The following is a 22,933-nucleotide window of genomic DNA, read 5'->3' as shown; positions in this document are numbered from 1 at the left end:
TCCGGCGCAGTGCCGCTGCGAAGAACCCGTCAAGGCCCTGCGCCTCGCCGAATGACATGAAGGGAAGCGTCCTCACCCAGCCCTTTGTGCTCACGGCCTGAGGGGGAAGCCAGTCCAGGCCACACGGCTCTGGCTCGAAGCCGTGGTTCCAGCCCTGAAACCACTCCATCTGGGATTCGCCCTCTTCAGGTTCGAGCGAACACGTGCAGTAAACCAGCCTGCCGCCAGACTTCACGAGGCCTGACGCCGCATTCAGCATCTGCCGCTGCAGATCGGCCAACTGCCGGATCTGGCTCTCCTGCTTCACGTGCGGCAATTCCGGATGCCGCCGGATTGTTCCCGTGGCGGAGCAGGGCGCATCGAGCAGCACGGCATCCCACTCACCTGATAGGGTGCCCGAAAGCACGTCTGCGACAAGCAGCTCGGCATCGAGACCGGTACGAGCAAGATTGGCCCGCAGCTTGCCGAGCCTTGATTCTGAAATGTCGACAGCCGTCACGCGCGCACCTCCAGCGGCTAGCTGCAGCGTCTTGCCACCGGGTGCCGCACAGAGGTCGAGAACGGTCAGTCCTGCGATGTCCCCAAGAAGACCGACGGGTATGGTCGACGCCGCGTCCTGCACCCACCAGCTGCCTTCATCGAAACCGGCCAGTTCAGGCACGGGCGGGTGATCGGCGGGAAGACGCAATTGGCCGTTCGGCAGAAGCGTACCGCCGAGGACAGACTGCCAGCTGCCGGCCCCTTCCTTGAAGCTGAGGTCGAGAGCCGGTCTCTGGGCATTTGCAAGGCCGATCTGCCTCGCCGTCTCGGTGCCATAGTTTCTCACCCAGCGCTCCCAGAGCCAGTGGGGCGTATTCAGCGCTGCAGCATCAAGGCCCGTGAGCATGCCAGGCCCGCCTGCAGCCACCTTGCGAAGTACGGCATTCACCAGACCCGAAAAGTGCATCGCGTTGCGGTCTGCTTTCGCAGTCCGCACCGACAAATCGATTACAGCGTGGGCAGGCATTTTCAGGAAGAGGAGTTGAGCCACACCGAGGAAGAGAATGTCCATGGCCGAACCTGACTTGCGAGGCAGCGGCCGATCCAGAAGTCCTTTCAGAACCGCTTCGATCTCACCCTTGTGGCGGAAGCCCGTCAGCAGGATGTTGGCCAGCAACGCACGGTCACGCGCAGGAAGCCCCGCTGCACGCGGATCTCCACCGATCGCATCCTCGACACTGACATTTCGTTCAAGGCAATTGCGGTATACCGCGACCGAAAGCGAACGGACGTCGGTCACGTGGCCGGAGGAGGGCAAAGCAGTCATCCCCAGGGGCCGTCTTGCTCCCGCACGCCGACACTCCATGGGCCGGTGCTGGGGTGGGTATCTCCCATTTGCTGTGCTAATTGTTTCAGCGCCTCGATCCGGTTCCGCGGATCAGGATGGGTCGAGAACAATCCATCCATCCGCTGTCCGGAGAGCGGATTGATGATGAACATGTGAGCCGTTGCCGGATTGGCCTCGGCCGCCGGGTTTTCGATGCGGCGGGCGGCGCCTGAAATCTTCGCCAGCGCCGAAGCAAGCGCCATCGGCTGGCCGCTGATCTCGGCGCCCCCGCGGTCGGCGCCATATTCGCGCGTCCGGCTGATCGCCATCTGCACCAGCATGGCGGCCAGGGGCGCCAGGATGATCATCAAGATCATGCCGATTGCACCGAGCGGATTGTTCCGGTCGCGGTTACCACCGAAGAACATGCCGAAATTTGCGAGCATGGAAATGGCGCCCGCGATGGTCGCGGTCATCGTCATCACCAGAGTGTCGCGGTTCTTCACATGGGCCAGTTCATGAGCCATGACGCCGGCGATTTCATCCTTGTCGAGAAGCCGCAGGAGACCTGTGGTTGCTGCAACTGCGGCATTTTCCGGATTGCGGCCGGTGGCGAAGGCATTGGGCTGCGGATTGTCCATGATGTAGACCTTGGGCATCGGAAGCCCGGCACGCTGTGACAGGTCCTCAACCAGGCTGTAGAATTCTGGCGCCGTCTGACGGTCCACCTGCTTTGCCCCGTGCATACGGAGGACCATCTTGTCTGCGTTCCAATAGGCAAAGAAATTCATGCCAGCCGCTATCAGGAAGGCGATCAGCATGCCCTGTTCACGGCCGAGGAGATAGCCCGCCGCCAGGAACAGGCCCATCAAGGCTGCCATCAGCAATCCTGTTCGCATGGTGTTCATCCGGCGGTCTCCTCCTTGCCAAGTCTCTGCCAGAACCACCATATGATAGCATTGCAACGCGTGGACAAGCAGATGAACGAAACGACACTGACCCCAGAGGCCCGGCGTGCCCTGGCCGAGGCCGAGGAACGCCGCCAGCAGCAGCAGAAACCGGCTCTGCCGAAAGAAGTCAACGGCCGGGCCGGGCCCGAGCCGACGCGGTTTGGCGACTGGGAAAACAAGGGCATCGCCAGCGACTTTTGATCAAGTAAAGCCCAGTCGCTCCCAGATCTCGCGTGCCGTCGCGCCAGCCTCGCGCAGTTGCCTGAGGGATGTGCTGCCGCGGCTCTTGGAGAGCTTCCCGCCGGTGTCGTCGAAGATGAGCCGGTGATGGTGGTAGTGAGGCCTTGGAAGTCCGAGAAGCTGCTGCAGAAGAAGGTGAAGCGGCGTTGCCGCCTCTATATCCTTGCCGCGTACGACATGAGTGACCCCCTGGAGGGCATCATCCGTTACTACCGCGATGTGATAGCTCGAACCAACATGCGGCTTGGCGATGACGGCGTCACCCCAGGCCGATGCATCCGGGTCCATGCTGGTATCGAGCCGCCACCCATGAATCTTGCCCGCGGTGATCCGGCCCGCGGCCTCTGCCCGCGGCAGCCGCCTGCAGGTTCCTCCATAGTGGGGCTGTCCTTCGGGGTCGCGCGAAAGCAGTGCGCTTGCCAACGCCTGCTTGCGCGAACAGAAACACGGGTAGACTGCGCCCATGGACCAGAGCGTGTGCAGGTTTTTTTCATAGGTGCTGACGTGCTCGCTTTGGATCCGCACCGGCCTTTCCCATTCGAACCCGAGCCATGCGAGGTCCTCGAAGATGGCGGTCACGAACTCTGGCCGGGCCCGCGTCTGATCCGTATCCTCGATGCGGAGCAGCAGGCGTCCTCCAGTTTCCTCAGCCATCCTGGCGTTGAGCAGCGCGGAAAAGGCATGGCCCAGATGGAGCAGGCCGTTAGGGCTTGGCGCGAAACGGAAGACTGGGCGGGTCATGAACGTGCTCTTGCAGTCAATTCCCTGCAAGGTCAAACAGGGCCATGAGGAGCCTGCGCAGCGAAGGAGATCTTGCCCTGGCGGTTGAGCGGCTGATGGCCGCCGAGCCACGCTTTGTGCCGGTCGTCGTGCGGCACGGCCTGCCGCCGCTGCGGCTGTGCGAACCTGGACTGAAAAGCCTCCTGCGCATCGTAACCGACCAGCTCATTTCCCTCAAGGCGGGGGAAGCAATCTGGAGCAGGCTCGAACCTGCACTCGATTCCTTTACCCCTGAGGCGGTTCTTGCCTGCCCGCAGACGGAACTCCGGGCACTGGGCCTTTCCGGCGCCAAGGCCCGAACCTTTCATGCGGCAGCCCGGGCGGCAGGGGACGGCCTCTTGACCGGTGACGAGACCGTTCTGCCGAGACTGTTGCAGGTTACGGGAATCGGACCATGGACGGCCAACGTCTATCTTCTTTCTGCACTTGGCTTCGCCGATGCCTGGCCAGCGGCAGATCTTGCGCTTCAGAATGCTGCCATGGACCTCTTGTCTCTGCCCGTGAGACCCAGAGCGCGTGACATGACGGCGTTGGGTGAGGGCTGGCGGCCTCATCGGTCGGCTGCCTGCCTTCTTCTGTGGAGCCACTACCGCGCCATGAAAGGCATGCCACAGGCCTGACCAAGGGGGCTTCACAGGATTGCCACACTAGATATAGTAACATCTTGGGAGTTAACCCTGTGAGGTGTGCTTGCAATTCGTGCCGGTTGCGCCGGAAGCCTGCCCAGCCCTGGTTCTCAACGCGGATTTCCGCCCGTTGAGCTACTATCCCTTGTCGCTTTGGAGCTGGCAGGACACGATCAAGGCGGTGTTCCTTGATCGCGTAAACATCGTGTCAGAGTATGACAAGGTGGTGCGAAGCCCGAGCTTCGAGTTCCGGCTACCCAGCGTTGTATCCCTCAAGACCTATGTGAAGCCATCCCGGACACCGGCCTTCACGCGGTTCAACGTGTTCCTGCGGGACCGTTTCACCTGCCAGTACTGCGGTATCCATGATGAGCTCACCTTCGATCATGTCGTGCCACGGTCCAAGGGTGGACAGACGACTTGGGAGAACGTCGTTGCGGCCTGTTCACCCTGCAACCTGATGAAAGGCGGCTATCTGCCGCAGCAGATCAACATGTACCCTGCCCAGAAACCGGTTCGGCCCTCGGTTGCGCAGTTGCATCGCAACGGCCGGTTCTTCCCGCCCAACTATCTTCATGAGAGCTGGCAGGATTATCTCTATTGGGATACCGAACTCGATCCCTGAGTTCTCATTCCCGCCATCGATACCAGTGCCAGACCCAGAGATATCAGGGCATTCCAGCCGGCGAGTGAGAGGCCGAGGATGCGAATTGCGGCGGTATCGCAAAGAATCACGGGTTTTCCGAGATCGGGAAGTCCGCCCGAGAAATCTGCCTGGTTGCCGCAGGTGCTGGGCCCAAGCCACCATTTCCATTCGACGCCCGCATGATAAACCCCAAATGCCATGCTGCCGAGCCACAGGAGAGCAAGCACGCCTAGCCAGGAGCGTGCCAGCGCCGGACGGTTTGGAGCGGACATGGCCGCCAGCACCGCCAGTGGTAAGGCGGCGTAGTAGGCCCAGCGCTGCAATAGGCAGAGTTCGCAGGGAGCATAGCCCAGATATTCGAATATCCAGGCACCCATGAGCGTGGCAAGGGCACCGGCAAGAACCAGGAGCGCGGCGCTGCGCGGCGTGATGCTGTTTAACATGGTATCATGGTTCCCGCGATTCTCTCCAACTCCGAGATCTCGACAAATGACAACACGGCAGGCCAAACATCTGCCGTCATGCCCGCCGCAGGCCCTACTGTCCAGTCACGCATGTTGCTCAGCCTGAAGCCTCAATCGGTATCCGGTTTCGAACCACGCAGCTTCTTGGTGGTAGACCGTTTGGCTTTTGAATCGAGACGCCGTGTCTTCGAGGCGCGGGTAGGCCGCGTTGCGATCCGGCGTTTCGGGCGTTGGGCCGCCTTGCGCAGGAGCGCAACGAGCTTCTGGAGTGCAATCTCGCGGTTACGCTCCTGCGAGCGTGTTTCCTGCGCACTGATGACCAATACGCCGTCCTTGGTCAGCAATCTCCCGGCAATGGGCCCCAGCCGCTGCTTCAGGTCCTCGGGCAGGAAAGCGCGCGCTACATCAAAACGCAGTTCGGCAGCTGTCGATACCTTGTTGACATTCTGGCCACCTGGTCCAGAGGCGCGCGAGAAGGTCCAGACGATCTCATCCTCGTCGATGGATATTGAATCGGTGATCCGGATCATGGCGAAAGCTTCTCGCCCTTTCCGGTTGACGGCGCAAGACAGGCAAATTAAGCGGTCTCGGGCTTGCCTCTGTGGCGGAATGGTAGACGCGGCAGACTCAAAATCTGTTGCTCGCAAGGGCGTGGGGGTTCGAGTCCCTCCAGGGGCACCAGCCTGGCGTTTCGCGTCGCCGCAGATTGGACTGATTCCTGTGATGTCAGAGTGGCTTGGCAGGGCTAGCAATATGGGGAGTGGCCGAAGCTTGTCGACCCTACGTCACATTCTCCTGTCGCTGTTGCTGGCAATCGCGGTCACATCGCAGGCCTCTGCTGCGGGTCCGTCGCTCCTGTTCGATCCCGCGACAGACGAGGTTCTTTCGCAGGACCGCGCAGGGGAACCCTGGTACCCAGCCTCGCTTACGAAGCTCATGACAGCCTATGTGGTGTTCCAGAAGATAAAGGCCGGTGAACTCACGCTCGAGCAGAAGGTGCCTGTCTCCGAACTCGCGCACGCGCAGCCTCCGAGCAAGATCGGTGTGCCTGCGGGAAAATCCGTGGGCGTCAATTTCGCGATTCAGGCACTTCTCGTCCATTCCGCAAATGACATGGCCTATGTGCTGGCCGAAGCCGCATCAGGAAGCATTGCAGCTTTTTCTGCCGAGATGAACGCCCAGGCGCGGAGGCTTGGGATGACGGGAAGCCATTTCGTCAATCCGAACGGCCTGTTCGATCATCGCCACATCAGCACTGCGCGCGACATTGCCATTCTGGCATCGGCTCTCCTCCGGGAATTTCCCGAGCATAGACACTATTTCTCACAACGCTCGCTCACCGTGGGTCAGCGAAAGCTGTCCAACCGCAATGCGCTTCTCAGGCAGATGCCGGAGGCAGATGGCATGAAGACGGGGTTTGTCTGCAGTTCCGGCTTCAACCTGGTGGCAACCGCCACTCGAGACGGTCACAAGCTGGCGGCAGTGATCTTCGGCGCCAATAACGGAAAACACCGCGCAGACCTTGCCGAGATGCTGCTGGTTGACGGCTTCTCGCGGACCGGAGCCACAAGGGCCAAGCTGCAATCCATTGCCAATGTGAAGACCGGTGCGCTTGTGCCAGCCGACATGTCCAAACAGGTCTGCAAGCAGAAACCACTGGCGATTGCCATGTCCAGGGATCTCCAGGGTTGGGGTATCTCCTTCGGCAACTATGAATCGCCCGCCACGGCCGACATGGCCCTGCGTGGCCGGATGCTCAGCGAGGCTGGAATTTCGCTTACCGGAACGCCCGGCATCATCCGCCTCCCCGAGAAGCGGGGTTTTGCGGCGGCCGTGTGGAACCTGGACCAGGCGGGGAGTGAAACTGCCTGCGCCCGCTATCGCACAGACAACGCCCCCTGCGAGGTGATCACGCCCGAGACCTTCGCAACCATCGCGGCACTTGTTCCCGATCCGCCGCCGCCCAAGCCAGCCGCCGCGGCCCAGGGCTCTGATGGCAGCAAGTCTAAGAAAAAACCCGCCCGCAAAACGCAGAAGAAGAACTGATCCGCATGATCCACCGTGTGGGACTGGGGATTGCCTGTGCGCTCGGCGCAGCAGCACTCTATGGCCTCGTGCCGAACTTTGCACGGGCAGGCTATGAAAATGGCATTCCGCCCATCGAGAGTACGCTGTTCCGTACCTTCGTCATCGCGACGGTCTTCAGCATCATCGCGGTTGCACAGGGCGTTCAGCTCACAATCCCGAGAGCGGCGGTGCCGAGCTTCGTCGGGCAGTCAGTTTCGACCTTCTTCGTATCCGTGGCCTATCTCGGTTCGGTGCAGTTCATCCCCGTGGGACTGGCCGTCATCATCTTCTTTCTCTTTCCCGTCATCATCATGCTGCTGGCGCCCGTGGTGGAGGGGCGCAGTCCCGGGCTGCCGCGCCTGCTGATCGCGATCCTTGCCTTCTGCGGTCTCGCCGTGGCGGTTGGTCCGAGCTTCGAGAGCCTGGACCTGCGCGGCATACTCCTGGCCGGACTTGGTTCTGCAGGCGCGGTGCTGCAGTTCTTCTCGGGCCGGGCGATTTCACGCTACATGACGCCTGCCGGGTTCGGAAGTCTTGTTCATCTCGCCATCTTTCCGCCCATCCTCGCAATCGCCCTCTTTGCCGGTTCAGGAACCTTGCGTTTCTTTCCAGGCGGAACCGCCACGGGTGGAGGACTGCTCTTCCTCTGTGGCGTCGGCATTGTCTATGTCATTGCCTACATGGTGCATATGCTGTCGCTCCGGTTTGCGCCCGCCTCAAGCGTGGCGCCGTACTTCAATCTCGAGCCTGTGGTGACGACAGCCGTCGCCGCCGTCATCCTGGGCGAGCGCCTGCAGACCAACCAATATGCCGGGGGCGGGCTGGTTTTGGCCGCTCTCGTGGCATCAAGCCTGACCGGGAAATGGAAGAAATAATCCCATGACCAATACTCCCATTCCCGTCGCAATCCTTACCGGCTTCCTTGGCGCCGGCAAGACCACGCTTCTGAACTTCCTCCTCAAGGATCCGTTCCTGGGCGATGCCGCCGTCATCATCAATGAATTCGGCGACGTCGGGATCGATCACCTGCTGGTCGAGCGGGCGGATGAGAACGTCATCGAAATGGCATCGGGCTGCCTGTGCTGCACCATCCGGGGCGATCTCATCGACACCATTCACAATCTCCTCGCACGCCGCGGCCGGGGCGAGATCAAGGCCTTCAACCGCATCGTTATCGAGACGACGGGGTTGGCCGACCCGGCTCCGGTTCTGCATGCCGTGATGAGCGAACCTGGCCTGCTGGCCGCCTGTCGCCTCGAGGGTGTCATCACCGTGGTCGACGCCTTCAACGGCATGGCTACGCTCGACGCGCATGTGGAGGCGGTCAAGCAGGTGGCCATAGCCGACCGGATCGTCCTGACCAAGGTGGACTTGCTCGAGGGCCGCGAAGGCGAAGAGATGCTCTTCGCGATCATAGGACGGCTGCGGAAGCTGAACCCGGCTGCCCGCCTCCTCACGACGCATCGCAACGAGGCAACTGCCGAACGCCTTTTCACCATGGGCCTCTTCGATCCGAAGACCAAGACGGCGGATGTCCAGAACTGGCTGGCCGCTGAGGCCTATGAAACAGGGGAAAAACGTGCCCGCAGCAATAAGCGCGGACATTCCCACGACCACAATCATGACCACGCCCACCATCATCATGACGCGTCACGCCATGACGATCACATCCGTTCATTCAGCTTCACCGAGGCCAATGCCATCAGCCCGCAGGGGTTGGAACTGTTCATGGAGTTGCTCAAGTCCTACCATGGGGCCAACATGCTGCGCATGAAGGGCATCGTGAAGGTGTCGGACGATCCTGCGCGCCCGGTGGTCCTGCACGGGGTCCAGCACGTATTTCATCCGCCAGTCAGGCTCGCAGCCTGGCCGGACGGGGACGAGCGGACCCGCCTTGTGTTCATCGTCAAGGACATTGAGAAGCCGATGATCGAGGGGCTGTTCCGGGCGTTCACCGACCAGATCACTGGCGGGGCAGACGCTTTCACTGACAAGACCCTTTCACTCAACAGGTAAACGGCACCATGACCATCAAGCTCTATGGACTGTCCAAATGCTCGACCTGCCAGAAGGCGACCGGCTGGCTGGATGAGCACGAGATCAAGCACAGCTTCTCCGACGTGAAGGACAATCCCGTCACCAAGGAACAGGTCGCCACGTGGTCCAAGTCTCTCGGCGGCTGGGAGAAGATGATCAACAAGGCAGGCTACACCTGGCGTGGCCTTCCTCCGGAAAAGACGGCGAATCTCACTGAAGCCAAGGCCGTGGCGCTCGCTGTCGCCAACCCCTCGCTCATTCGCCGCCCGCTGATCGAGCACAAGGACGGCTCGGTAACGGTGGGCTTCTCGAAAAAGATCCAGGACCTTCTGGCGTAATAGGAAATGGCCGGGCAAACCCGGCCATTTTCTTCCTCAGCCGCGCACCAGTGGGCGCGTCATGCAGGTGGGGCCGCCTTCGCCCTTGCGGCAGATATCATAGCCCTTGATGACCTCGACCTTGACGCCAGCATTCTTCATGCGGCGCTCCGTCTCTGGATTGCCGTCGACCATCAAGGCATGGCGGGGTCCCAGCGCCAGCACGTTGCAGCCCATGGTATCGAATTCCTCCGGCGGCACTTCCACGAAGTTGATGCCGCGCGATTCGAGGAACTCGATTTGACGTGCCGCCATCAGCGGCGGGTAGACCACCGCAAGATCATGGTCGAGCGGCGAAAGGCAGGACATCAGGTGGAAAACATCCGAGCGCCCCTTGTAGTGCGGCATGTCGAACCACAGGATCTCGACGTCGGGACCAGCCAGTTCGCCGAGCTGGCGCAGGCCCTCGAGGTTCGTGCGGTAGCCTACCCCGGCAAGCAGCGTAAAGCGGTCGATCCAGACAAGGTCGCCACCTTCCACCTTGCCGTCGCCAGTGATTTCGCCAGCGATCGGGAAGCCGCGCTGTTCCAGCGCCGCGCCGTTGATGGTCGATTCCTTCCGCCGCTGCGGCTTGCCCATCCGGGGCTTCACGAGGCCACGCGGAGTGACGATCAGCGCATCATGGGTATAGATCGAATCAAGGGTGAGGCCCTCCGACGGCGGCAGCTTAATGACCTCGGCGCCCGTTGAGGCCAGTATCTCCTCCACCACCCTGTATTCCTCATACGCATTGGCGAGGTCGGGGCGGGAGTGGAAGTTCAGGTCCTTCCACTCGGCGTCGATCTTCGCATCGCTCACGAAGGCAGCGTCGACGTCACGGATGGCCACCGTCTTGAGGGTGCCCCAATTGTTGAATGCGCCGAAATCGAAGGTCATTTGCGTCTTATCCTGAATATGAGGGCACCTGCGTCCTTCGCCTGTTCCAGAAGCGTGTGGCCCTGCTCGTTGCAAAAGTGGGGCATGTCTATGGCCGACATGGGGTCCGTGGCAATGACCTTCAGGACCGAACCCGGCGCCATGGCTTCCAGCCGCTTGCGGGCCCTCAGCACTGGCAGGGGGCACAGCAGTCCGGACAGGTCGAGCGTGTTTTCGGAATGATTTTCGGACATGACCGGGCTAGAGGTAGCATCGCCGAAGACGGAGATACAGCCTTGCCGGAACTCCTTACCAAACTGTCCTTTGCAGGTACGGTCGATGTGTTGCTCGCCAGCCCTGAGCGCGACAGGGGCCTCGAGAAGGAACGGGTGTCCGAGGCACGTTTCCTGTTCTCCGGCATGGAGGGCGACTGCCATGGCGGCATAAGCCGCAAGTCCGACAGCCGCATGCTCAAGCAATACAAGCGGAACACGGAGGTGAGGAATTCCCGTCAGGTATCCATCCTCTCGTCGGAGGAACTCGCCGAGATCGCGGAGCGCATGGGTATTCCCGCGGTGAAACCGGAGTGGGTGGGGGCGAACATGGTGGTCGGGGGAATCCCCGACCTTACCTTGCTGCCGCCCTCGACGCGCCTGCAATTCCCTTCAGGCGCGATGATCGTCGTCGATGCCGAGAATCATCCCTGCCGTTATCCGGCAGATATCATTGCGAGGCATCACCCTGAAGCCCGGAAAGGCTTCGTTTCGGCGGCCATGCATAAGCGCGGCGTGGTCGGCTGGATCGAGGCTGAGGGCGTTGTGCGCAAAGGTGATGCGATCACCATCTGGATTCCGCCGCAGCGGCTTTACCAACACGCATGAGAATCTGCGCCGTCATTATTGCCGGCGGGCGCTCGTCGCGTATGGGCCGTGAGAAGGCGCTGGCCATGGTGCACGGACGAACCATTGTCGAAAGGGTCATCGATACGTTGTCGGCACAGGTCGACACCGTGGCGATCAACGCGAACGGAGACGTGGCGCGTTTCGCCATGACGGCGCTTCCGGTGTTCGGTGATCTGCGGATCGATATTGGAACGCCGCTTGCCGGTCTTCAGGCGGCGCTGATCCATGCCGTGCAGAATGGTTTCGATGCGGTGCTCACCACTCCCTCGGATGCCCCGTTCCTCCCGCGTGATCTCGTGGCGCGGCTTGCCGCGGCAGGTCAGTCTGGGGCAATCGCTGCCTCGGGCGGGCGGGAGCACTATCTCACCGGGCTTTGGTCTTCCAAGCTGCTGGCCGATCTGGAGACTGCGCTTTTGCAAGAGCGCACACCTCGGATGCAGGATTGGGCAAGACATTGCCATGCAGCGGTCGTCGAGTGGCCAATTACCTCACATGATCCGTTCTTCAACGTGAATACGCCGGGCGAACTTGCAGAGGCGGAGCGAATTGCGGCAGGGTTGGCCCTATGAACAGGGTCATCGGCGTTGCGGGCTTCAAGAATGCAGGAAAGACGACGCTGGTCGAGAAGCTCGTCACGGAGCTCACCCGGCGTGGCCATCGCATCTCCACGGTGAAGCATGCACATCATTCCTTCGACATCGACCATGAGGGCCGAGACAGCTTCCGCCACCGCAAGGCCGGGGCTTCCGAGGTCGCCGTCGTCTCGCGACACCGCTGGGCCATCATTCACGAATCGCGGGATGATGCGGAGCCGACCCTCGAGGAAATCCTGGCCAAGCTGGCGCCCTGCGACCTCGTCATTGTCGAGGGATACAAGCGTGACCGCCATGACAAGATCGAGGTGCGCAACCTCGACCTTGCCCACCCCACCCTCGCGGGCGATGATCCGACCATCGTGGCAGTCGCTGCCAACGGCCCAGCCGGGGATACGCCCTTGCCGGTCTTCGACCGGGACGATGTCACGGCCCTCGTGGGCTTCATCGAGAAACACACCGGGCTCACATGACACCACAGGATGTAACTGGCTTCTGGGAGCAGGCGGGCGAAAGCCGCTGGTTCTTCAAGGACGCTGCCTTCGATGGGGCCCTGAAGGTGCGCTTCGGGGATACACTGGTCCATGCACGGGCTGGGGCGTTCGACCATTGGTCCGAGACCCTGGAGGGCGCTCTGGGCCTCGTCATCCTGCTTGACCAGGTGTCGCGCAACATCCACCGCGGAAGTCCGCTGGCCTTTGCGTCAGACGTCAAGGCGCTTCGCATGGCAAGAGACTGGGTCGGGCGGGGCTACCACCAGATGCTTCCCGCGCCGCGGGCGCAATGGCTGGTCATGCCCTACGAACACGCCGAGGACCTCGATGCCCAGCGCAGAGCCGTTGCCCTGTTCCAGACCATGGGACTGCCGGAGATGGCCTACTGGGCGCAGGTTCACCTTGAGATCATCGCCCGCTTCGGGCGCTTTCCGCACCGCAATACCGTGCTGGGACGCGTTTCAACCCCGGAGGAGCGGACCTTCCTGGCGTCAGGCGGATTCGCCGGATAGCGCGTTCCGGCCGGGTGGAATCACCTGTTCGAAACTAATCATTCAATATCAATGACTTGAGAATGGTTTGGCCGCAAAGGTGGTTTCCACTTTTGTGGATCATGGTTTCAGTGTCGGATTTTGCCCTGCCCCCGTCGTTCCACCTCACGACTGTTGAACTGGTCTCACTATTGTGCGCATTCATCAACAGGCTTCTTTCAGGGATTTGCCCATATGAAAACACATGCGCGCGTGGTCGTCATCGGAGGTGGCGTGGTTGGCGTCGGTACGCTTTACCATCTGGCCAAGAAGGGCTGGAGCGACGTGGTCCTGATCGAGCGGAAGGAGCTGACCTCCGGTTCGACCTGGCATGCCGCAGGACTGTTGCCTCTGTTCAACCTGTCCTACTCGGTTGGACAGATCCACAAGTACTCGGTCAAGCTCTATGATTCCCTCGAGGCCGAGACCGGCCAGCATGTGGGCTTCAAGAAGGTCTCCAACATCCGCCTTGCCCGCACCAAGGACCGCTGGGACGAATTCATGTACTACGCCGGGGTTGCCGAGACGATCGGAATCAAGGTCAACATCCTCACCCCTCAGCAGGTCAAGGAGATCTGGCCGCTCTGCGAGACCGATGGCCTGCTCGGCGCGATCCAGCACCCCGATGACGGCTATATCCAGCCGGCCGATCTCACCCAGGCCATGGCGAAGGGTGCGCGCTCACGCGGCGCTGAGATCTACCGCAACACCACCGTCACCGGCATCGAGCAGAAGCTGAATGGCGAGTGGGTGGTAAAGACTGACCAGGGCGAGATCACCTGCGAGCACGTCGTTTCCGCCAGTGGCAACTTCGCCCGCAAGACTGGTGCGATGGTCGGCCTCGATATTCCGGTGGTTCCCGTCGAGCACCAGTACATCGTCACCGAGCCCCATCCGCTCATCAAGGAGCGCCAGGCCAAGGGCTTGCCCGAAATGGGCGTTCTGCGCGAGGCGGATTCCTCCTGGTACATGCGGGAGGAAAACGGCGGGCTGTTGCTTGGGCCATATGAGCATGGGGCGCCCTGCTGCTACATGGACGGGCCGTCGGACCAGAGCGAATACGAGCTCTTCCAGGAAGACCTCGACCGGCTTGCCCCGCACATCGAAACCGCGATCGCGCGCGTTCCCGCCTTCGGCGAAGTGGGCATCAAGAAGGTTTACAACGGCGCCATCGCCTATACGCCCGACGGTTCGCCGATCATCGGCCCCGCCTGGGACAGGAGGAACTTCTGGCTGAACGAAGGACACTCCTTCGGCGTCACAGCATCGGGCGGCGCGGGCTGGCAGCTCGCCGAGTGGATCGTCGAGGGTGAACCCTCGATCGACATGATGGGTGTCGATCCCCGCCGCTTCGGCCCCTATGCGACGCGGGGCTACCTCAAGACCAAGAACGAGGAAGCCTATGCCAACGTCTTCACGCCGCACTACCCGGACGAGGAGCGCTCTGCCGCCCGGCCCCTGAAGCGCACGCCGGTCTATGACCGCATGAAGGACCTGGGCGCAGTGTTCGGCTCCGTCTACGGCTGGGAGCGCCCGGGCTGGTTCGCGCCGAAGGACTATTCGCTGACCAAGGCGCAGCTCAACAGTCCCGACGTGCTGACCAACCACAACTATGCTCCGCCTACGGAAGATGGCCGCATCGTCGAGAAATGGTCGTTCCGCCGCTCCAACTACTTCCCCTTCGTGGGCGAGGAATGCCGCAATGTGATGGGCAACGTGGCGATCCAGGACATGTCGGCCTTCGCCAAGATGGAGGTGTCGGGTTCTGGTGCCCGGGACTGGCTCGAATCCATTCTTGCCAACAAGATCCCGAAGAAGCAGGGCCGCATCGCGCTGTGCCACCTCCTGACACCGCGGGGCGGCGTGCGTGCCGAGTTCACGGTTTATGAGTGGGCTCCGGGGCGCTTCTACCTTGTCTCCGCCGGTGCATATGAGCGGCATGACCATGATTATCTGCGCAAGCTCTGCCCGGTGGATGGCTCAGTGAGGCTGAATCCCATCACCACGCGCTTCGGCGTTCTGGTGCTGGCTGGCCCCAATGCGCGGAAGGTTCTGCAGAAGCTCACCGATGCGGATCTCTCTAATGAGGCCTTCCCGTGGCTGTCGGGTAAGGAAATCAGTGTGGGCCATTGCTCGGCGCATGCGCTGCGGGTGAATTTCGTGGGTGAACTGGGCTGGGAGTTCCATCACCCGATCGAGCAGCAGGTTGCGCTTTTCGACCTCCTCATGGAGGCGGGCAGGGAGTTCGGCATCCGTCCCTATGGCATCAAGGCCATGTCGTCGCTGTCGATCGAGAAGAGCTACCGGCTCGTGCCGCGTGAACTCTCGATCGAGTACAACGCTTATGAATCGGGACTCGACCGCTTCGTGCATCCGAACAAGGGACAGTTCATCGGCCGCGACGCCCTGGTGGCTGCCAAGCAGAAGGGACTTGGCTGGAACTTCGTCACGATGGAAGTGCATGGTGTCAGTGACGGGGACTCCGATGCCAGAGGCTCTGAGCCGCTCTATCACAAGGGGCAGCTCATTGGCCGTGCCACAAATGGCGGCTATGGTTTCCGCGTGAACAAGTCGCTGGCGCTCGGCATGGTCCATCCGGACTGTTCAGCTATCGGCACCGAACTCGAGATCAAGATTCTCGGAAAGCTGTTCAATGCGACGGTGATTGCCGAGAGCCCGTACGACCCCGAGAACAGCGCTCTTCGTGCCTGATCGCCCGGTCTGTCGTCGCGTCCATTGCGTGAAGTGACGGCGGAAGGCAAAAGCGGCGGTCGAACGGAGCGAATCAGACCGCCGCATGCAGGCCCCAACACCGGGATACGGAACAGGCATCCTGTTCGTGCTGGGCGCCACCCTGGGATGGAGCCTGGCCGGCGTTTTCGTGCGCCTCATGCCCGATCTCGATGGCTGGCAGATCAACTGTTGGCGGGGCTTCTGGATGTCCGTCTTCCTGCTCGTCTATCTGGTGGCGGTCTATGGGCGCGACACGGCAGCGAAATTCCGCGAAGTACCGATCCCAGCCCTAATCGCGGTGGCCGGGTTCTTCACGGCCGGCTCCACACTCTATGTCACGTCGCTGACCCTCGCGGGCACCGCGACGGTATCCGTTATCGGCGCTCTGTCGCCGATATTCGCCGGCGTGCTCAGTCCCTGGATCACGCAGGAACGGCCGTCGCTCGCCTCCTGGGTGGCGGCATTCCTGGCCCTGGCGGGGGTGGGCGTCATCGCCTGGGAGGGCGTGAATGCCGGAAATCTCGCCGGAATCGTGGTATCGCTGCTTGTGCCGCTGTCATTCGCTGGCCAGACCGTTACGCTGCGGCGTTACCGCGCCGTCGACATGGTTCCTGCCATTTGCGTCGGTGGCGTCGTCACATTCTTTCTGGCCGGGGCAATGGGTTACTTCTTCGGTGGCCACTCCGGTGGCGGTTTTCAGGTCTCGCTGCAACAGATGCTGCTTCTGGCAATCATGGGTCCCCTGCAGCTTTCCATTCCCCTGATCTGGTATGCAAAAGGTGCCAAGGCGGTACCCGCCGTGACACTGTCGCTGGTTGCGATGCTTGACGTGGTGTTGAACCCTCTCTGGAGCTGGGTCGGTGTCGGTGAAATTCCAACGCAGTCCGCCTTCATTGGCGGCGCCATCATCGTGGGGGCGGTCGTGATTTCGATCTTTGGCGACCGTTGGCTTCGCCAACGAGGAGCGAACCGTTGACGGGCCGGTCTGCTGCCACGCTGGTCGGTTTTACGGCCGTGCTCATGTGGGCGCTGCTGGCGCTCATGAGCGCCGCAAGCGGCAGTGTTCCGCCATTCCAGCTTGCGGCCATGACCTTCCTGATCGGCGGCTTGATGGGCGCCGTCACATGGCCGTTCCGGAAGGGTGCCGTTGCTGCGCTGCGGCAGGGCTGGCAGGTGTGGCTCCTGGGTGTCGGCGGGCTGTTCGGCTATCACTTTGTGTACTTCAGTGCCATACGTGCGGCCCCCGCGGTTGAGGTCAGCCTCATCGCTTATCTCTGGCCGCTGTTCCTCGTGGTGTTTTCGGCCTTCCTGCCGGGCGAGCGGCTGAAGCTCCACCATCTTGCGGGCGTGGCGCTCGGCCTCGCGGGCGCTGTCATCATCATCACGGGTGGCCAGGGGGTGTCGCTGTCGAACGGCCTCGAGACCGGTCATCTGTTGGCATTTGCATGTTCGCTGATCTGGTCGGGATACTCAGTGCTGTCGCGGCGCTTCGGGCAGGTCTCCACCGATGCCGTGGCAGGCTTCTGTCTTGTGACGGCCTTCCTGTCGGCGATCTGCCACGTCGCGTTCGAAACCACCGTCTGGCCGGCTGATGCGTTGCAGTGGGCCGCGGTGCTCGGCCTTGGGCTTCTCCCCGTGGGGGCTGCCTTCTACACCTGGGACTATGGGGTAAAGCACGGCGACATCATGGTGCTGGGTGCTGCATCCTATGCATCGCCGCTGTTGTCGACGCTGGTCCTGGTCGCGGCCGGCTTTGCACCATTCACATGGCCCGTGCTGGCGGCGTGCCTGTTGATCACGGCAGGAGCCGTGATCGCGGCCTGGGACATGCTGTTCAGGCGCGGACCACCTGCTACCTGAAGCTATCCTTCCGGCGGCGCAGTTCGGCGAAAACCTCCACATCAGCAGCCCCTTCGAGACCGAGCTTCTGCCTGATTTCGAGGCTGCCCGTGCGCAGGAAGGGATTGGTGAGAAGCTCCTCACCGATGGTTGAGGGGCATGCCGGCTTGCCCTCCGCGCGCAGTCGATCGACAGCTGCCGCGCGCTGCTGGAGCGCCGGGTTCCCGGGTTCAACCGACAGTGCGAACCGGGCATTCGACTGCGTGTATTCATGCCCGCAGTAGAGCGAGGTGGAAGGGTCGAGCGTCTTGAACTGGCTCACCGAGGAGAACATCTCCTCCAAGGTCCCCTCGAAGACCCGGCCGCAGCCGAGCGAGAACAGCGTATCGCCCGCGAAGACCGCCTGCTCCGAGGCCAAGTGGAAGGCGATGTGGCCCTTGGTATGGCCGGGGCAGCTCATTACCTGAACGCCGCGTCCGGCCCAGGGGAACGAATCGCCGCCCGATACCGCCGTGTCGAGACCGGGGATACGGTCAGCCTCTTCCGCTGGCCCGATGACGGTGCAGCCAAATTTCTGCTTCAGGGCCAGATTTCCATCAACATGGTCGGAGTGGTGATGGGTGGTGAAAATGTGGGTGAGTTGCCAGCCACGGCCGGCGAGCTGCCGTTCGATCTCCGCCGCATCAGGTGCGTCGATGGTGGCGGTAAGGCCGGACTTGTGGTCATGCAGGAGTACGCCATAATTGTCCGAGCGGCAGATGAACGAGTGGAATGCGAGATGAGCCATGAGGGAGAAGCAGCCTTCCTGTCGATCCGGATGATGTCAAAACTGGCGGGCGTAATGCGGGTTCACGATGGATATCGTTGATCTCAGGGAGTTCTACGGCAGCCGCCTTGGCTTGGCTACCCGGCGTTCGCTTGCGGGCGGCCTGCGCCCACGGCTTGGCGGTCTTGCCGCTGGCCGTGTCATGGGGCTGGGCTATGCCATGCCCTACCTCGCCGACTGTCTGCCCAATGCCGAAACGCAGCTCGCCTTCATGATGGCCCGGCAGGGCGTGTTCCGCTGGCCGGACGAGGGGGCCGTGCAATCGGCTCTTGTGGACGAATGCGACCTGCCGTTGCTGGAAAGCGTTGTGGACGTGGCCCTTGTGGTCCACGGTCTCGAGCTTACGGACGCGCCGCAGGAGATGCTGCGCGAGGTCTGGCGTGTTCTGGCCCCGCAGGGCAGGCTTTTCCTGGTTGTTCCGAACCGCCGCGGGGTTTGGGCGCGATTCGATACCTCGCCCTTCGGTTACGGGCAGCCCTTTTCGAGGCCTCAGCTTTCCGGACTGCTAAGGGAAGCCCGGTTCTCTGTGGTCTCATGGTCGCATGCACTGTATTTTCCACCTTCTACCCGGAGCACCGTGCTCTCTGCGGCACCCGCAATCGAAGGACTGGGCTCCCGGCTGATGCCGGCCTTGTCCGGCGTCATCATCGTGGAAGCGGTGAAACAGCTCTATGCAATTGCCTCCGGCAAGCGTGCCCGCCGGATCTCGCCGCGGGTCCGGCCAGCTTTGGCCCCTTTGCCCACGACCCGCCGCCTGGAGCCCGGCGGCGGACCGTAGGACAGGATTGCATTTCCCGGGCTGGCGCCTATGAATAGCCCCCCGCGGCGGGCTTTTCCGCCACACAACGCAGAGCAAGACCGAGTCCGGCGAACGAATGACCGCCCCTTCCCCCGATACCGTGCTGGACGCCATCAGGCGGGAAATCGATGCGATTGATGATCAGATTCTCGCTCTCCTGGAGCGCCGCTTCGTGGCAACGGGCCGCGTGAAGGCCAGCAAAGCCCAAGACGGATCAATCGCCTCATCTCCTTTCCGGCCCTCGCGGGAGGCGACAATGCTCCGCCGCCTGATCGCCCGGGGCGGCGTGGACGTTTCCCCGGATGTCGTGGTGCGGCTCTGGAGGGTCATTCTGTCTGCCTCGACCCAGGGCCAGGCCCCCGTCACCCTCCACCTGGACCAGTCTCTGGGCAGTGATCTTGAGACAAGGCTCCTCGTCGGCCAGCATTTCTGCGGAATGCCCATAGAACTGCATGGATCTCCCTCCGCGGCCCTCGCTGCGCTGCGTCATGCAAAAGGAGACCTGGCCATCGCTGGCGCCGGAACAGACTGGGCTCAAGACTTTTCGCCAGCTGAGAAGGGGTCTGCCCGGGTGATCGGAACACTGCCGGTGATCTCCGGCGGCACTCAGCCGCAGCTTCTCGTTTTCGGTCATGCGGAGCCGCGGGAGAGCGGTGACGACGAGACTCTCATCCTCAGCCCGGGGGAAGCGCCTGCACTAGCGTCGTCTCTCTGGCAGGTTGCTGCAGGACGCTTCACGCTCACGAGCCTGCCTGGCTTTCTCAGCGAGGATGCGGTCTTTCACGGCTCAGCCCAGTTTCCATCAGGTGCCTGCATCGCCGGGCGTTGCCCGCGTCCCATCAAGGTCTTGCCATGACAATGACGTTACATTCCCGACCGCAGCCCAGGCCCGGCATTCTGGACATTTCACCATATGTGCCGGGCAAGAGCGGGCCAAAGGGTGCAAAGATCCACAAGCTCTCGTCCAATGAATCGCCCTTCGGTGCCAGCGCCATGGCCGTAGCCGCCTACAAGGCGGCGGGCGACCGGCTCGAGCTTTATCCCGACGGGTCCGCCACGTTGCTCAGGTCTGCGATTGCCAGCCGCTATGGCCTCATGGCCGAGAACATCGTCTGCGGCGCGGGCTCCGACGAACTGTTGCAGATGCTTGCTCACGCCTATCTGGGCCCGGGCGACGAGGCGATTTACAGCCAGTACGGCTTTCTGGTCTACCCGATTGCGATCCAATCCAGCGGCGCCACACCCGTGGTTGCCCCTGAAACGGATTACCTTGCCGATGTGGACGCCATTCTTGCGCGGGTGACCGGCAAGACGCGCATGGTCTTTCTCGCCAATCCCAACAATCCGACGGGCCGCTATCTTCCCTTTAGCGAAGTCCGGCGCTTGCATGCAGGGCTGCCGGCCGGTGTGCTTCTTGTGCTCGATGCAGCCTATGCGGAATATGTGCGCCGCAACGATTACGAGGCCGGGATTGAGCTTGTTGCCACGACCTCGAACGTCGTGATGACACGCACGTTCTCCAAGATCTACGGTCTGGCTGCGCTGCGTCTTGGCTGGGCTTACTGCCCGGCGCATGTCGCCGATGTGCTGAACCGGGTGCGCGGACCCTTCAACATCAGCGGGCCGGCCATTGCGGCGGGTGCCGCGGCCATGGCCGATCAGGATTTCGTCGAAGGCGCCATCGCCCATAATGATGTTTGGCTTGACTGGCTTTCCACTGAACTCACACGACTTGGCCTCGAGGTGACGCCGAGTGTTGGCAACTTCGTTTTGGTCCATTTTCCTGCGGATGAGGCCCGCAACGCGCACGCCGCCGATTCTTATCTCCAGGCTCATGGTTTTGTCGTTCGCCGCATGGATGCCTATGGCCTGCGGGGTGCCTTGCGGATCTCTGTGGGATCGCAGGAGGCGAATCAAGGTCTTGTCGGCTGCCTGAAGGCGTTCATGTCATGAGCGCCCAGTTCCGGCGCGTCGCTCTGATCGGAATCGGGCTCATTGGATCCTCGCTCGCCCATGCGATGCGGCGGAAGGAACTTGCAGGAGAAATTACTGGCTTTGCGAGAAGCGAAGCGACACGCACCAAGGCCAAGGACATCGGATTGGTAGATGCCGTTTTTCCCTCGCCAGGAGCGGCAGTCGAGGATGCGGATCTCGTGATCCTCTGCTCGCCGGTTGGCACCTATGCCGCATTGGCTGCGGAGATTGCGCCGGCGCTGAAGCCGGGCGCGATTCTTACCGACGTCGGTTCGGTGAAGGGTGCGGTGGTCCGTGACGTCGAGGGACATGTGCCCCCCGGGGTTCATTTCATTCCTGGCCATCCGATCGCGGGGACGGAACAGTCCGGTCCTGAATCGGGCTTTGCCGAACTCTTCATCAATCGCTGGTGCATATTGACGCCGCTCCCCGGCGCGGACCCTCTGGCTGTGGAGCGGCTATCGGCGTTCTGGCGGGCCTGCGGCTCGAATGTCGAGATCATGACGCCTGAGCACCATGACCTGGTGCTCGCGATCACCAGCCATCTTCCTCATCTCATCGCCTACAACATCGTCTCGACCGCGGCGGACCTTGAGGAAGTCACTTCCTCTGAAGTCATCAAATACTCCGCCGGTGGCTTCCGGGACTTTACCCGCATAGCGGCCTCCGATCCGACAATGTGGCGCGATGTGTTCTTGAACAACAAGGATGCCGTGCTCGAAATGCTCGGCCGCTTTTCCGAAGATCTTTCTGCCCTGCAGCGTGCGATCCGCTGGGGCGATGGCGATACGCTGTTCAGCATCTTTTCCCGCTCCCGGCAGATCCGCCGTGGCATCATCGCCGCTGGTCAGGATACCGCGGCGCCCGATTTCGGCCGTGGCGGTCCAAAACCTTAGGGTTCTCGAGCATGATTTTGCGCGAGTTCTTTTTGACCAGGTGTTTGCACATGGTCGGAACGCGCTAGTATAGCGGTTGGAGTTCGGTGAGCTTGAAGGGGCCGAGATAGAGTATGCCGTCTTTTGCTATGAGCGGTGCCCTGGCTTCGTTCCCCAGCAGTCCGAGCATGGCGCGAAGGCCAGCTTTCTTCTCTTCCGTGAGTTGAAGGTGCGGCGAGAGGATGGTCAGCAACCCATCAAGGTCATTCGTTTGTGTATCGAGCTTGCCGGAGAGTCTATTCACGTTATCCAGACCGACTGAACCGGATCCTGAGTAGTTCACCGCGTCTTGCTGCAAATGGAACCGCTCTACCTTCAGCGTCCTGCCGGACGACAGTATTCCCAGGAACTCGCCCTCCGCCATCGAGAGGGATGGCTTGCCCGGCAGCTGGAGTTTGACGTCCCGTGCTGAGACCGCGATGTCCGTGCCGCCCGTTGCCGAAGGCCTGGTGTGCAGCATCAGCAGTGCCGCGCTGCCGAGGCCTGGTATCGACAGTGCGGGAATCTCGGCTGAAATCTTGAGTTTCCAGTCTTGGTCATAGGTAAGTGTAGCTATGGCCCTTTGGTGGCTTGCGGTACCTTCGCGAACGCCTGTCGCGGTGAAATTGCTTGGCCCATCGAGCAGAGCCACGATCTGCCAGGGTGCGTAGGCCAGTGCTGTCAGTAGGAGTCCGGAAGCCTCGACGCGTCCGCGGTTCTCCCACTCCAGCGCGGGAGAACTGCAGGTGAGTTCGAAGTGGAAGGGATAGCCGCCCCAATCCTCTCTGGCGCAAGCGAGGGTTACACCCTCGGCTGCGAGCCTCGCACGCTCTTCGGCAAACCGGCGCTCGGCGACCCCGGACGCAACGGACCAATAGACTGTCCAGAGCAGGGCGAGAAGCAGAACGGCTGCCAAGGGCAGCAACATACGCCAAGATCGGAGGGGAGAATTCAGCATTTGATCTCAGGGCATTATTCGCG

General features: G+C 61.9%; 27 protein-coding genes and 1 tRNA gene. 19 read left to right on the top strand and 9 right to left on the bottom strand.

Annotated features, from left to right (window positions below; translation table 11 throughout):
• Together ACILRA_RS05380 and htpX are read right to left on the bottom strand one after the other, a co-directional pair.
• On the bottom strand, nucleotides 1-1,306 hold a 1,306-nt coding region (locus tag ACILRA_RS05380; RefSeq protein ID WP_395661066.1), incomplete at its 3' end, for an RsmB/NOP family class I SAM-dependent RNA methyltransferase.
• Nucleotides 1,303-2,214: a zinc metalloprotease HtpX gene (gene htpX / locus ACILRA_RS05375; RefSeq protein WP_395661065.1), complete on the bottom strand. Its 912-nt coding sequence runs from the start codon at nucleotides 2,212-2,214 to the stop codon at nucleotides 1,303-1,305. The genes htpX and ACILRA_RS05380, both read right to left, overlap by 4 nt.
• A 42-nt stretch (nucleotides 2,215-2,256) precedes the next feature.
• On the opposite strand from htpX, the gene ACILRA_RS05370 reads away from it, so the two are divergent.
• Nucleotides 2,257-2,457 carry a DUF1674 domain-containing protein gene (locus tag ACILRA_RS05370; protein WP_395661064.1) on the top strand — a complete coding sequence of 67 codons (201 nt, stop codon included), beginning with the start codon at nucleotides 2,257-2,259 and terminating at the stop codon, nucleotides 2,455-2,457.
• On the opposite strand, the gene gluQRS is transcribed toward ACILRA_RS05370, so the two are convergent.
• Complete coding sequence (gluQRS, locus tag ACILRA_RS05365; RefSeq protein WP_395661063.1) at nucleotides 2,458-3,237, bottom strand: tRNA glutamyl-Q(34) synthetase GluQRS; 780 nt, start codon at nucleotides 3,235-3,237, stop codon at nucleotides 2,458-2,460. It abuts the gene before it with no gap.
• Between the two features lie 44 nt (nucleotides 3,238-3,281).
• Between gluQRS and ACILRA_RS05360 the strand changes: the two genes are divergently transcribed.
• The gene (locus ACILRA_RS05360) at nucleotides 3,282-3,896 is read left to right on the top strand and encodes a DNA-3-methyladenine glycosylase family protein (RefSeq protein WP_395661062.1); all 615 of its coding nucleotides are present in this window, start codon (nucleotides 3,282-3,284) and stop codon (nucleotides 3,894-3,896) included.
• Nucleotides 3,897-3,966: 70 nt separating this feature from the next.
• Entirely contained in the window at nucleotides 3,967-4,527 is a 561-nt protein-coding gene (locus tag ACILRA_RS05355; RefSeq protein ID WP_395661061.1) for an HNH endonuclease, read from the top strand.
• Here the strand turns inward: ACILRA_RS05355 and ACILRA_RS05350 are convergent.
• Together ACILRA_RS05350 and arfB are read right to left on the bottom strand one after the other, a co-directional pair.
• Nucleotides 4,500-4,991: a disulfide bond formation protein B gene (locus ACILRA_RS05350; protein WP_395661060.1), complete on the bottom strand. Its 492-nt coding sequence runs from the start codon at nucleotides 4,989-4,991 to the stop codon at nucleotides 4,500-4,502. The two genes, ACILRA_RS05355 and ACILRA_RS05350, sit on opposite strands and share 28 nt — an antisense overlap.
• Before the next feature lie 131 nt (nucleotides 4,992-5,122).
• Nucleotides 5,123-5,542 carry an alternative ribosome rescue aminoacyl-tRNA hydrolase ArfB gene (gene arfB / locus ACILRA_RS05345; protein WP_395661059.1) on the bottom strand — a complete coding sequence of 140 codons (420 nt, stop codon included), beginning with the start codon at nucleotides 5,540-5,542 and terminating at the stop codon, nucleotides 5,123-5,125.
• A gap of 65 nt (nucleotides 5,543-5,607) precedes the next feature.
• On the opposite strand from arfB, the gene ACILRA_RS05340 reads away from it, so the two are divergent.
• The 5 genes from ACILRA_RS05340 to ACILRA_RS05320 all read left to right on the top strand — a co-directional run bounded on the left by ACILRA_RS05340 (nucleotide 5,608) and on the right by ACILRA_RS05320 (nucleotide 9,454).
• Nucleotides 5,608-5,693 (top strand) — tRNA-Leu (locus tag ACILRA_RS05340).
• 90 nt (nucleotides 5,694-5,783) lie between these two features.
• The gene (locus tag ACILRA_RS05335; RefSeq protein ID WP_395661058.1) at nucleotides 5,784-7,058 is read left to right on the top strand and encodes a D-alanyl-D-alanine carboxypeptidase family protein; all 1,275 of its coding nucleotides are present in this window, start codon (nucleotides 5,784-5,786) and stop codon (nucleotides 7,056-7,058) included.
• A gap of 5 nt (nucleotides 7,059-7,063) precedes the next feature.
• Entirely contained in the window at nucleotides 7,064-7,954 is an 891-nt protein-coding gene (locus ACILRA_RS05330; RefSeq protein ID WP_395661057.1) for a DMT family transporter, read from the top strand.
• A gap of 4 nt (nucleotides 7,955-7,958) precedes the next feature.
• Entirely contained in the window at nucleotides 7,959-9,095 is a 1,137-nt protein-coding gene (locus tag ACILRA_RS05325) for a CobW family GTP-binding protein (RefSeq protein WP_395661056.1), read from the top strand.
• Nucleotides 9,096-9,103: 8 nt separating this feature from the next.
• Nucleotides 9,104-9,454, top strand: coding sequence for a Spx/MgsR family RNA polymerase-binding regulatory protein (locus ACILRA_RS05320; RefSeq protein ID WP_395661055.1), 351 nt, complete (start codon nucleotides 9,104-9,106; stop codon nucleotides 9,452-9,454).
• 36 nt (nucleotides 9,455-9,490) lie between these two features.
• On the opposite strand, the gene ACILRA_RS05315 is transcribed toward ACILRA_RS05320, so the two are convergent.
• Both ACILRA_RS05315 and ACILRA_RS05310 read right to left on the bottom strand, forming a co-directional pair.
• Nucleotides 9,491-10,369 (bottom strand): dimethylarginine dimethylaminohydrolase family protein, encoded by an 879-nt coding sequence (locus ACILRA_RS05315; RefSeq protein ID WP_395661054.1) that lies wholly within the window; start codon nucleotides 10,367-10,369, stop codon nucleotides 9,491-9,493.
• Complete coding sequence (locus ACILRA_RS05310) at nucleotides 10,366-10,602, bottom strand: sulfurtransferase TusA family protein (RefSeq protein ID WP_395661053.1); 237 nt, start codon at nucleotides 10,600-10,602, stop codon at nucleotides 10,366-10,368. Before ACILRA_RS05310 ends, ACILRA_RS05315 begins: the two co-directional genes overlap by 4 nt.
• Before the next feature lie 42 nt (nucleotides 10,603-10,644).
• Between ACILRA_RS05310 and ACILRA_RS05305 the strand changes: the two genes are divergently transcribed.
• The 7 genes from ACILRA_RS05305 to ACILRA_RS05275 all read left to right on the top strand — a co-directional run bounded on the left by ACILRA_RS05305 (nucleotide 10,645) and on the right by ACILRA_RS05275 (nucleotide 17,460).
• Nucleotides 10,645-11,229, top strand: coding sequence for an MOSC domain-containing protein (locus ACILRA_RS05305; RefSeq protein ID WP_395661052.1), 585 nt, complete (start codon nucleotides 10,645-10,647; stop codon nucleotides 11,227-11,229).
• Nucleotides 11,226-11,819, top strand: a complete 594-nt coding sequence (mobA, locus tag ACILRA_RS05300) for a molybdenum cofactor guanylyltransferase MobA (protein ID WP_395661051.1) — start codon at nucleotides 11,226-11,228, stop codon at nucleotides 11,817-11,819. Before ACILRA_RS05305 ends, mobA begins: the two co-directional genes overlap by 4 nt.
• Nucleotides 11,816-12,316: a molybdopterin-guanine dinucleotide biosynthesis protein B gene (gene mobB / locus ACILRA_RS05295; protein ID WP_395661050.1), complete on the top strand. Its 501-nt coding sequence runs from the start codon at nucleotides 11,816-11,818 to the stop codon at nucleotides 12,314-12,316. Before mobA ends, mobB begins: the two co-directional genes overlap by 4 nt.
• Entirely contained in the window at nucleotides 12,313-12,849 is a 537-nt protein-coding gene (locus tag ACILRA_RS05290) for a DUF924 family protein (protein WP_395661049.1), read from the top strand. Before mobB ends, ACILRA_RS05290 begins: the two co-directional genes overlap by 4 nt.
• A gap of 213 nt (nucleotides 12,850-13,062) precedes the next feature.
• Complete coding sequence (locus ACILRA_RS05285; RefSeq protein WP_395661048.1) at nucleotides 13,063-15,579, top strand: FAD-dependent oxidoreductase; 2,517 nt, start codon at nucleotides 13,063-13,065, stop codon at nucleotides 15,577-15,579.
• An 85-nt stretch (nucleotides 15,580-15,664) separates the two neighbouring features.
• Nucleotides 15,665-16,576: a DMT family transporter gene (locus ACILRA_RS05280; protein ID WP_395661047.1), complete on the top strand. Its 912-nt coding sequence runs from the start codon at nucleotides 15,665-15,667 to the stop codon at nucleotides 16,574-16,576.
• Nucleotides 16,573-17,460 (top strand): DMT family transporter, encoded by an 888-nt coding sequence (locus ACILRA_RS05275; RefSeq protein WP_395661046.1) that lies wholly within the window; start codon nucleotides 16,573-16,575, stop codon nucleotides 17,458-17,460. Before ACILRA_RS05280 ends, ACILRA_RS05275 begins: the two co-directional genes overlap by 4 nt.
• Here ACILRA_RS05275 and gloB read toward each other — a convergent pair.
• Nucleotides 17,453-18,226 (bottom strand): hydroxyacylglutathione hydrolase, encoded by a 774-nt coding sequence (gene gloB, locus ACILRA_RS05270; protein WP_395661045.1) that lies wholly within the window; start codon nucleotides 18,224-18,226, stop codon nucleotides 17,453-17,455. The two genes, ACILRA_RS05275 and gloB, sit on opposite strands and share 8 nt — an antisense overlap.
• 67 nt (nucleotides 18,227-18,293) lie before the next feature.
• Between gloB and ACILRA_RS05265 the strand changes: the two genes are divergently transcribed.
• The 4 genes from ACILRA_RS05265 (at nucleotide 18,294) to ACILRA_RS05250 (ending at nucleotide 21,934) form a co-directional block, all read left to right on the top strand.
• Nucleotides 18,294-19,043: a class I SAM-dependent methyltransferase gene (locus ACILRA_RS05265; protein ID WP_395661044.1), complete on the top strand. Its 750-nt coding sequence runs from the start codon at nucleotides 18,294-18,296 to the stop codon at nucleotides 19,041-19,043.
• 97 nt (nucleotides 19,044-19,140) lie between these two features.
• Nucleotides 19,141-19,920, top strand: a complete 780-nt coding sequence (locus ACILRA_RS05260) for a chorismate mutase (RefSeq protein WP_395661043.1) — start codon at nucleotides 19,141-19,143, stop codon at nucleotides 19,918-19,920.
• A 2-nt stretch (nucleotides 19,921-19,922) separates the two neighbouring features.
• Nucleotides 19,923-21,017, top strand: coding sequence for a histidinol-phosphate transaminase (gene hisC / locus ACILRA_RS05255; RefSeq protein ID WP_395661067.1), 1,095 nt, complete (start codon nucleotides 19,923-19,925; stop codon nucleotides 21,015-21,017).
• Entirely contained in the window at nucleotides 21,014-21,934 is a 921-nt protein-coding gene (locus ACILRA_RS05250) for a prephenate/arogenate dehydrogenase family protein (RefSeq protein ID WP_395661042.1), read from the top strand. Before hisC ends, ACILRA_RS05250 begins: the two co-directional genes overlap by 4 nt.
• Nucleotides 21,935-21,998: 64 nt before the next feature.
• Here ACILRA_RS05250 and ACILRA_RS05245 read toward each other — a convergent pair whose 3' ends face one another.
• Nucleotides 21,999-22,868 carry a DUF2125 domain-containing protein gene (locus ACILRA_RS05245; RefSeq protein ID WP_395661041.1) on the bottom strand — a complete coding sequence of 290 codons (870 nt, stop codon included), beginning with the start codon at nucleotides 22,866-22,868 and terminating at the stop codon, nucleotides 21,999-22,001.
• Between the last annotated feature and the right edge of the window lie 65 nt (nucleotides 22,869-22,933).

The sequence above is a fragment of the Aestuariivirga sp. genome, from assembly GCF_044239095.1.
Lineage (GTDB): Bacteria > Pseudomonadota > Alphaproteobacteria > Rhizobiales > Aestuariivirgaceae > Aestuariivirga.
This window is presented reverse-complemented; position numbering and strand designations above follow the sequence as displayed.

Excerpts from the sequence above, each read along its gene's own strand:
- htpX (WP_395661065.1), bottom strand. The coding sequence starts at position 2,214 with ATGAACACCATGCGAACAGGATTGCTGATGGCAGCCTTGATGGGCCTG.
- ACILRA_RS05370 (WP_395661064.1), top strand. The coding sequence starts at position 2,257 with ATGATAGCATTGCAACGCGTGGACAAGCAGATGAACGAAACGACACTG.
- gluQRS (WP_395661063.1), bottom strand. The coding sequence starts at position 3,237 with ATGACCCGCCCAGTCTTCCGTTTCGCGCCAAGCCCTAACGGCCTGCTC.
- ACILRA_RS05360 (WP_395661062.1), top strand. The coding sequence starts at position 3,282 with ATGAGGAGCCTGCGCAGCGAAGGAGATCTTGCCCTGGCGGTTGAGCGG.
- ACILRA_RS05350 (WP_395661060.1), bottom strand. The coding sequence starts at position 4,991 with ATGTTAAACAGCATCACGCCGCGCAGCGCCGCGCTCCTGGTTCTTGCC.
- arfB (WP_395661059.1), bottom strand. The coding sequence starts at position 5,542 with ATGATCCGGATCACCGATTCAATATCCATCGACGAGGATGAGATCGTC.
- ACILRA_RS05330 (WP_395661057.1), top strand. The coding sequence starts at position 7,064 with ATGATCCACCGTGTGGGACTGGGGATTGCCTGTGCGCTCGGCGCAGCA.
- ACILRA_RS05325 (WP_395661056.1), top strand. The coding sequence starts at position 7,959 with ATGACCAATACTCCCATTCCCGTCGCAATCCTTACCGGCTTCCTTGGC.
- ACILRA_RS05320 (WP_395661055.1), top strand. The coding sequence starts at position 9,104 with ATGACCATCAAGCTCTATGGACTGTCCAAATGCTCGACCTGCCAGAAG.
- ACILRA_RS05315 (WP_395661054.1), bottom strand. The coding sequence starts at position 10,369 with ATGACCTTCGATTTCGGCGCATTCAACAATTGGGGCACCCTCAAGACG.
- ACILRA_RS05310 (WP_395661053.1), bottom strand. The coding sequence starts at position 10,602 with ATGTCCGAAAATCATTCCGAAAACACGCTCGACCTGTCCGGACTGCTG.
- mobA (WP_395661051.1), top strand. The coding sequence starts at position 11,226 with ATGAGAATCTGCGCCGTCATTATTGCCGGCGGGCGCTCGTCGCGTATG.
- mobB (WP_395661050.1), top strand. The coding sequence starts at position 11,816 with ATGAACAGGGTCATCGGCGTTGCGGGCTTCAAGAATGCAGGAAAGACG.
- ACILRA_RS05290 (WP_395661049.1), top strand. The coding sequence starts at position 12,313 with ATGACACCACAGGATGTAACTGGCTTCTGGGAGCAGGCGGGCGAAAGC.
- ACILRA_RS05285 (WP_395661048.1), top strand. The coding sequence starts at position 13,063 with ATGAAAACACATGCGCGCGTGGTCGTCATCGGAGGTGGCGTGGTTGGC.
- ACILRA_RS05280 (WP_395661047.1), top strand. The coding sequence starts at position 15,665 with ATGCAGGCCCCAACACCGGGATACGGAACAGGCATCCTGTTCGTGCTG.
- gloB (WP_395661045.1), bottom strand. The coding sequence starts at position 18,226 with ATGGCTCATCTCGCATTCCACTCGTTCATCTGCCGCTCGGACAATTAT.
- ACILRA_RS05265 (WP_395661044.1), top strand. The coding sequence starts at position 18,294 with ATGGATATCGTTGATCTCAGGGAGTTCTACGGCAGCCGCCTTGGCTTG.
- ACILRA_RS05260 (WP_395661043.1), top strand. The coding sequence starts at position 19,141 with ATGACCGCCCCTTCCCCCGATACCGTGCTGGACGCCATCAGGCGGGAA.
- hisC (WP_395661067.1), top strand. The coding sequence starts at position 19,923 with ATGACGTTACATTCCCGACCGCAGCCCAGGCCCGGCATTCTGGACATT.
- ACILRA_RS05250 (WP_395661042.1), top strand. The coding sequence starts at position 21,014 with ATGAGCGCCCAGTTCCGGCGCGTCGCTCTGATCGGAATCGGGCTCATT.